Raw genomic sequence first — 7,015 nt, 5'->3', positions numbered from 1 at the left:
CTCCTGGCCCGTGGCTCGCGAGCAGCCTCCTGGCGACCGCGCCCACCTCGTCCACGTCCGCCGCATCCCCCCCGAGGGGCAGCATCCGTGCCTGGGACACCCACACCTCGGCATCCACCGTGTCCTCGCGGGTGACGAGCGCCAGCGTCACGGTGAGTGACTCTCCAGCCTTCGTGCGTCCCGTCACCGGCAGCAGGAGGCGCTCCCCCTGGGCCAGGTCCCGCACGAGGGCGAGGACCAGGGAGCCTTCTCCCAGCGGGGCCACCTCGACGCGCCCCTTGAGTTCAGGGCCTGGGAGCGCATGCGGCTCCTGAAGGTCCACGAAGCGCGCCCGGGTCACCGTGCCCGCGGCCACGTACAGCACCGGAGGTGCCTCCGGTTGTCCCGCGACGAGCAGGGTTCCCCGCCGCGACTCACGCTCGGCTGCGTGGGCTCGCGTGGCGGTCGTGGAGAAGATGAGGACCCAGAGCAGGAGGATGCAGGGGCGAGGGCACACGAGGCCTCCGGGAAGAGGCGGCACGCTAGAGGAGCCCGCCCGCGCCGGGCAAGGGCGGCTTGACTCATATGGTCATACCGGAGCAGATGACTTGAAAAATAGAGTCCTCCTCCTGGAGTTGGGCGTGCTCTGGGGGCGCTGACGCCGCTTGCTTGGGAGGCGGTGGGGCTGCTGTCCGGAGTCCTCGCTTCGAGGAAAGGGGGAACGTGGTTAGCTAGGGCCCCATGTTGAAGACCCCCCTTGGACGTTTCCGTGCCGTCGCCCTGCTGGAGGGCCTGTCCTTCGTCGTGCTGCTCTTCATCGCCATGCCGCTGAAGTACCTGGCCGGCATGCCCCTGGCGGTGAGGGTCGTCGGCATGGCTCACGGCGTGCTGTTCATGCTCTACCTCCCCGCGTTGCTCGAGGTGGCGGTGAGCCACCGCTGGTCGTTCCTCCGTGCACTGGCCGCGTTCGGCGCGTCACTCGTCCCGTTTGGCACCTTCGTGCTCGACGCGAAGCTGCGCCAGGAGGAGTCGGTGGCGGTCGAGCCGGGCCCCTAGCCCCGGCGCCTGCCCGTGCGCAGCCAGGAGGTCTGGACGCCATACTCCTTCTCCATGAGCGCGCTCAGCTCCTTGCTCAGCGCGCGCATGGCCTCGTTGCCCCAACTCCACGTGGCATAGCGCTTCATCTCGCGCAGGGTGCTGCGCTCGTCGAACAGGGCCTCTTTCGGCGCGTACAGATTGCGGCGCGTGAGGGAGAAGAACTCCCGGAGGTGTTGATGCGCCTTCCGCGTCAGTTCCTCCGTCTTCGCGTTGTCCTCCCACAACTCCAGGAGCGCCAGCTCCGCCAGGCTCGCGTGCGCCCAGACCCGCTGTTGCGGGCTGCCCCACTCCAGGTTGTCCTGGGCGATCGCCTCCGCCAGCTTCCGGTGGCGCGGGAAGGTCTCCTGCCTGCGCTGCTCGAGCCCCACCGTGAGCGCCAGATACTGCACCAGGGGCCACGCCTCGCGAACCCCGGACTGGTAGCACTTGAAGTAGTAGTCCCGGGCCTTGCCGAGCGCGCGCTCGAACTCCTCGCCTCGCTCCTGGAAGTGCGCCACCTGCTTCCAGGCGCTCGCCAGAATGCCCCAGGCCTTCACCTGCTCCGTGCTCCCTCCCTTCTTGGGCGCCACCTTCTCGAAGCGGTGCATGGACCTCCTGAGCGCACGGACGACGCGCTCCCGAGGTGATGTCTCCGGGTTCTCGGCCTGCTCCTCCGTCGACGGGGGCGCGGCCGGTGGGAGTGTCGTGTCCGGTGCTTGGAGCTTCTCGGCACGCGCCAGCTTCGCCTCCAGGGCGATGCGTGCCCGCATGAAGCGCCCCTCCCGGAGCTGGCTCTCGAGGTCCGCGGGAAGCGCGGCGTACATCACCACCGAGGCCCAGTCATGGCCCTCGGGGCACTGCACGTAGAGGGACTGCCTCAAGTCATGGGAGATGACACGGGGGTCCTCCCCGCGCAGCAGCCGCGTGTAGAGGACCTCCGTCATGACCCGCGAGCCCTCGATGGTGAGGGGGAATTGAGAGCCCACCACCAGGGGAATGCCCGCCTCGTGCAGCGCATGGGCGATGCTGGCTCCCGGCATCACCACCGAGCCCACGTTGGCCGCGTCACAGCTCGCCAGGGAGACGACCACGGGCCTCCGGAGGGTCAGCTCCGCCCCGCCGCGCCCGTGGCAGCGCAAGGCCGCCGCCAGCTCCGGGCCCGACACCACCGCCACCTGGGTGCGGCGCTTCTCCGAGTGGAAGGCCAGCCCGTACTTCGGCCCCCCGCCGTTCTCGGGGAGGATCTCGAAGCCATGCGCGAGGATGTGCACGTGCGTGAAGGCTCCCGTGGCGCACGCCTCGCGCACGTCCGTGAGCGTGGCGGCCTGGAGGACCTTCACGTGCTGGGAGAACTCGTCCCGGCTGGCCAGGTAGGGGGCGAACGCGGAGCGCAGGGCGTCCACGTGCTCGCGCAGCGGCACGGCCGAGACGGCATCGGGGGCCGCCGCCACCACGAGGATGCGCGGCCGGTCCGGCCACCGCAGCGTCTTGAGCGCCACCCGGCGGACCTCGCGCGTGAGGCACACCGGCGTACTCGTCTGGAGCACCAGGGGCTGCTCCTGCCCGGGCAGCCCGAGGGGGGACTCGACCAGCTCGAAGGGCAGCATGGCCAGCTCCGACGCGGAGAGCACCAGCCGCAGGTGCACCATCCGCTTGCCCTCCTTCGGGTCCGAGGAGGACAGCTCGGCGATGAGCGAGCGGATGGAGCCGAGCACCCGGCCCACCTCCCGCGCCGCCTCCTGCCTCGCCTCGGCCGCCACCTGCGTCCCATGCACGTAGCGGAGCTCGCGGATCCTCCGCATGAATTGCAGGTGCTCGAAGCCCACGTGCACCGTCTCCGCGTCGTGGTTGCCGCAGAGGGCCAGGTACGGCGTGAGCGGCGAGAGCAACTGGTTGTGTGCTGGGCCGTGGCGCAGCAACTCCAGGGTGACGGTGCGAATCGCCATGGGTCTCCCTCCCGGTCGGGGCGCCGCAGTCTGCCACAAGCCCGCGGACTCGCCGCTTCATGGCGTCACCTGGTTCCCGAGGTTAAGTTGTCGGCGGCCTGGACTGGTCGTGAGGAGGTGGCCCGCATGTTCCAGATCGAGATGCTCCCCGCAGACCACGGTGACTGCCTCCTCATCACCTACGGTGACGCGCTGGACAGGCACCGCATCCTGATCGATGGGGGCACCGCCTCCACCTTCGCCCGCCTGCGCCAGCGCATCGAGGCGCTCCCTCGCCAGGAGCGGCGCTTCGATCTGCTCATCGTCACGCACATCGACTCCGACCACATCGATGGCATCGTCGAGCTGATGCTGTCGGACCTGGATGTCCGCTTCGATGACATCTGGTTCAACGGCTGGCAGCACCTGGCCCCGCCGAGGAGCGCCTACCTCGGCCCGCGGCAGGGCGACATCCTCGGCAACCTGCTCAGCATGAAGTACGCACTGCCGTGGAACAGGCACTTCAAGGGTCGCACGGTCGTCGTGCCGGAGACGGGCACGCTGCCGACGCGCACGTTGCGCGGCGGCATGACGCTCACCGTGCTGTCGCCTCGCTGGAAGGAGCTGCGCAAGCTCGACGCGGCCTGGATCAAGCTGGCCACCAGCCAGGGTTGGTTCCCCGGCGAGATGCCGCCCACGATGGCCGCCCACCGCTCCCGGATGAGGCACCTCTCCAAGGTCCTCTTCGGTGGGGACAAGTCTCCCGCCAACGGCAGCAGCATCGCCGTGCTCGCGAGCTACAACGGCAAGAGTTGCCTGCTGGCGGGGGATGCCCATTCCTCCACCCTCGCGGCGGGCATCCGGCGGCTGGTTCCCCCAGGAGAGCGGCTGGAGCTCGATGCCTTCAAGCTCTCCCATCACGGCAGCCAGGCCAACATCAACGAGGAGCTTCTCGACGCCGTGCGGTGCTCGCGCTACCTCGTCTCCACCAACGGGGCCATCTTCCAGCACCCGGACCCGCCCCTCTTCACCGAGCTCCTCCAGCGCAGCCCCACGCCCGTCTCGCTCTACTTCAACTACGATGTCCCCACCACGCGTGCCTGGGCGGGCTCGACCGACGCGCGTTTGAAGAAAGAGAAGCTAAAGGAGCTTCACTACCCCGCTCCAGGAACGGATGGGCTCCTCGTCGAGCTCGCTCCCTCGCCTGCTGCCACCGTGCCCGCTTCGCGCGCTTCGCCCCGCCGAGGGAAGGCGCGGGCCCCGCGACGGTAGGGGTTCAGGTGCGTCCGCCTCTCGTTGTGCAGTAGGCTGCTCGTGGGGCACTCCAAGGGCCCAAGTTCCTCATCTTCCTGGGTCTCGTGCCCGGTACGGTCGCTGTAGGGGAGTCGTCCCACCATGTATTGCCCGTCTTGCCGCCAGGAGCGGCTCGGAGGTCGGTTGTGCGCCGCTTGCGGCCAGCCGATGTCCCCCCGCCCTCGTGAGGCCATCGAGCACGAGCTCGCCCACGTCCACTTCCTTCTCGATGAGCTGAAGCACTGGGACCCCTCGTATGTCCCGAAGGGACCCCAGAGCTACCTCAAGCAGCGGTACGAGCGGCAGGCGCGGATCCTCCTCTCCGTGCTCGCGGAGGAGGCTCCGGCTTCCGGCGCGGCGACCGTGAAGTCCGTGGAGGCCGTGGAAGCCGCTTCACCGGCTGTGAATGTCGTGCCTCCGGCCGAGGCCAGGCCTCCCGCGACCGTCTTCGAGGTCGCCGGGGAGGCGCGGCAGTCCCCGGACAGCGTCGCGGCCGAGTCGGCCCAGCGGGAGTCCACGGATTCAGGCTGGGGCCCCCAGTACCCTCACCCCGTCCCTCTCCCGGAGGGCGAGGGGAGGGCTGCGTCCGAGGAGCGGGGTGGGGACGAGGAGCCTCTTGCGCTTCCTCCCGTTGTCACCGAGCCCCTCTTCGAGGCTCCTCCCGTTCGTACCGCCACCGCTCGTTTCGTCGAGGAGGTCTCCACCTGGGACACCGTCTGGCGCCCCTTCCTCTATGAGAGCATCGGCTGGTTCATCGGCGCCTTCCTCATCGTCGCCGGCTCCCTTTATCTCGCCTTCGATAGTTGGGCCGGGCTGACCTCGCTCACCCGCTCCTTCGTCGTCTTCGGGATGACCGCGGGCTACTCCGCCGCCTTCTCCATCTGCGGCTCCCTGCTCGCCCGCAAAGAGGCCCTCGCTGGCGCTGGTCGCATCCTCGGGCTCATCGGGGCCGCCGTGGCCCCCCTCGCCGGTGTCGCGCTCGGTCCCCTCGACGGGCTGAGTCTCGAAGGGGTGCCGCTCGCGCTCCTCCTCCCGCTGTTGCTCGGCTGGTCCGTGGGGGCCGCCGCGCTCGTCCGCACGCCCGCGGAGTCCTTCGACGCCCCCTCCCGGCCCACCGTTCAGCTCGCCCTGCTCGGCACCACGTTGATGATGGGGCTGGCGCCGCTCTTCGCTCGCGTCGGCGCTCCCGCCTTCTGGCTCGATGTACTGCCCTGCGCCCTCTTCTTCGTCCTCTCGCGCCGGCCCGTCCCCGAGCCCCGGAGTGGCAAGGCCCTCGCCTTCACCCTCGCCGCGCCCCTCTACCTCCTGCTGCTCTACGGGGTGCGCCTGCACGTGGCCCTCGCCGCCGCCGGGGTGCCTCCGTCCGTGGGCAGCTACGCCCCGTTCCTCGCCTTCCTGCTCGCCTCCTGTCTCCACTTCCGCGAGCTCGACGCCGACGAGGCGGCGGACCCGCTCTCCATCGGCATCATCTCGCTCCAGGTGGGCTGTCTCGCGCTCGCGGCCACGGGCTCGCCTCCGGCCTTCTTCCTCACCGCCGCCACCTTCACCTGGACCGCCTTCGGGCTCTCCCGGGGCGAGCTGCCCCGCGTGCGCTGGCTGTACCCCACCTATGCCGGCGCCTACCTCGCCTATGCCTCCGCCGGTCAGCTCGTCCCCGGCGCCGTGCGCGCCCTGCTCGACTCCCTCAAGGCCGCGCTCGGCTACCCCGTGGCCGGCAAGCTCCCGTTCCACTACGGGGCGCTCTCGGCCGTGCCCTTCGTCGTCGCGGGGGTGGTGCTCGCCGGGTGGTTGCGCTCCCGCGCCGAGCGCACCTCCTCCGCGCGTGACGGCGAGTGCGCCGAGGTGCTCCTGCGCTCCACCGCCATCGCCAGCCCGCTCTTCGTCCTCCTCGGACACGCGGGCGCCGACCAGCGCCCCGCCTTCTGGACCGCGCTCGCGCTCATGATGGTCTGCGTGGCCAGCGGGCTGCTCTTCGAGCGGCTCTACCTGTCCATCGTCGGTGCTGGCCTCACCCTCTTCGTCTCCATCTCCTCCGGCATCCTCTTCGGGGCCGCGGGCGCCTCGCTGGTGTGTGGTGGGGTGGCGCTGGGCTTCGCCGCGCTGTCGCTCGTCTGCACCCGCCCCACGCGCCTCGCCTTCAGCGTCGCGGTGGGGTGGCTCTCCTCCGTGGGGTTCGTGTACGGAATCGGAGCGGGCTCCCGCGTGTCCGCCCTGATGGGCCTGGGGCTCGGCGGGGTCGCCGCGCTCCTCGTGGCGTGGAATCTCGCCAACCCGTACCTGCTCGCCGTCGCCGCCCTTGGCGCCGCCGCCGTGGTGCCCAAGCTCGCCAGCCTCGTCGACCCGTCGCTGATTCCCCTCTCGCTCGCCCTCTCGGGGCTGGGACTCGCGGCCCTGGGTGAGCTCGGCGGTCGCGCGCGGCTCCTCGGCTGGCCGGGCATCGCCTACGCCCTCCTGGCCTTCTTCTGGGGCCTCACCCTCCAGCTTCCCTGGTTCGGCGTCATCATCCTCCTGGCCGCGGCGGCGGTGGCCCTCGCCTCGCGCGTCACGCCCTCCGTGCGTCCGCTCGCCGTCCTCCTCGCCGGCTGTGCGCTCCTGCCTCGCGTGGGCGCCTTCTCCGCCTGGCCGTGGATGACGCCCGCCCTGTCCGTGGCCCTCTTCGTCCCCTGGGCCCTGGCCGCCTCGGTGGTCGCCGCACGTCGCGGCCAGGGTCCGAGCACCCTCACGGCGGGCCTCGTGGCCGT

Annotated in this window: 4 protein-coding genes and 1 pseudogene; 3 read left to right on the top strand and 2 right to left on the bottom strand. The window is 70.6% G+C overall.

The annotated features are described in order from the left end of the window. On the bottom strand, positions 1-496 hold a 496-nt coding region (locus VF794_RS07720; RefSeq protein WP_331108536.1), incomplete at its 3' end, for a DUF2381 family protein. Positions 497-720: 224 nt separating this feature from the next. Between VF794_RS07720 and VF794_RS07715 the strand changes: the two genes are divergently transcribed. After that, on the top strand, positions 721-1,035 hold the full coding sequence (locus tag VF794_RS07715; protein WP_331108535.1) for a DUF3817 domain-containing protein: 315 nt from the start codon (positions 721-723) through the stop codon (positions 1,033-1,035). Here the strand turns inward: VF794_RS07715 and VF794_RS07710 are convergent. Beyond that, positions 1,032-3,002 (bottom strand): CHAT domain-containing protein, encoded by a 1,971-nt coding sequence (locus VF794_RS07710; protein WP_331108534.1) that lies wholly within the window; start codon positions 3,000-3,002, stop codon positions 1,032-1,034. The two genes, VF794_RS07715 and VF794_RS07710, sit on opposite strands and share 4 nt — an antisense overlap. A 126-nt stretch (positions 3,003-3,128) precedes the next feature. Here VF794_RS07710 and VF794_RS07705 point away from each other — a divergent pair, with 126 nt between their 5' ends. Together VF794_RS07705 and VF794_RS07700 are read left to right on the top strand one after the other, a co-directional pair. Further along, positions 3,129-4,253 carry a ComEC/Rec2 family competence protein gene (locus VF794_RS07705; protein WP_331108533.1) on the top strand — a complete coding sequence of 375 codons (1,125 nt, stop codon included), beginning with the start codon at positions 3,129-3,131 and terminating at the stop codon, positions 4,251-4,253. Positions 4,254-4,442: 189 nt separating this feature from the next. After that, positions 4,443-7,015, top strand: a pseudogene (locus tag VF794_RS07700) (hypothetical protein); the annotation flags it as partial.

The organism is Archangium sp. (assembly GCF_036389735.1).
Taxonomy (GTDB): Bacteria; Myxococcota; Myxococcia; order Myxococcales; family Myxococcaceae; genus Archangium.
This window is presented reverse-complemented; position numbering and strand designations above follow the sequence as displayed.

Coding starts and splice junctions, on each gene's coding strand:
- VF794_RS07705 (WP_331108533.1), top strand. CDS start 3,129: ATGTTCCAGATCGAGATGCTCCCCGCAGACCACGGTGACTGCCTCCTC.
- VF794_RS07710 (WP_331108534.1), bottom strand. CDS start 3,002: ATGGCGATTCGCACCGTCACCCTGGAGTTGCTGCGCCACGGCCCAGCA.
- VF794_RS07715 (WP_331108535.1), top strand. CDS start 721: ATGTTGAAGACCCCCCTTGGACGTTTCCGTGCCGTCGCCCTGCTGGAG.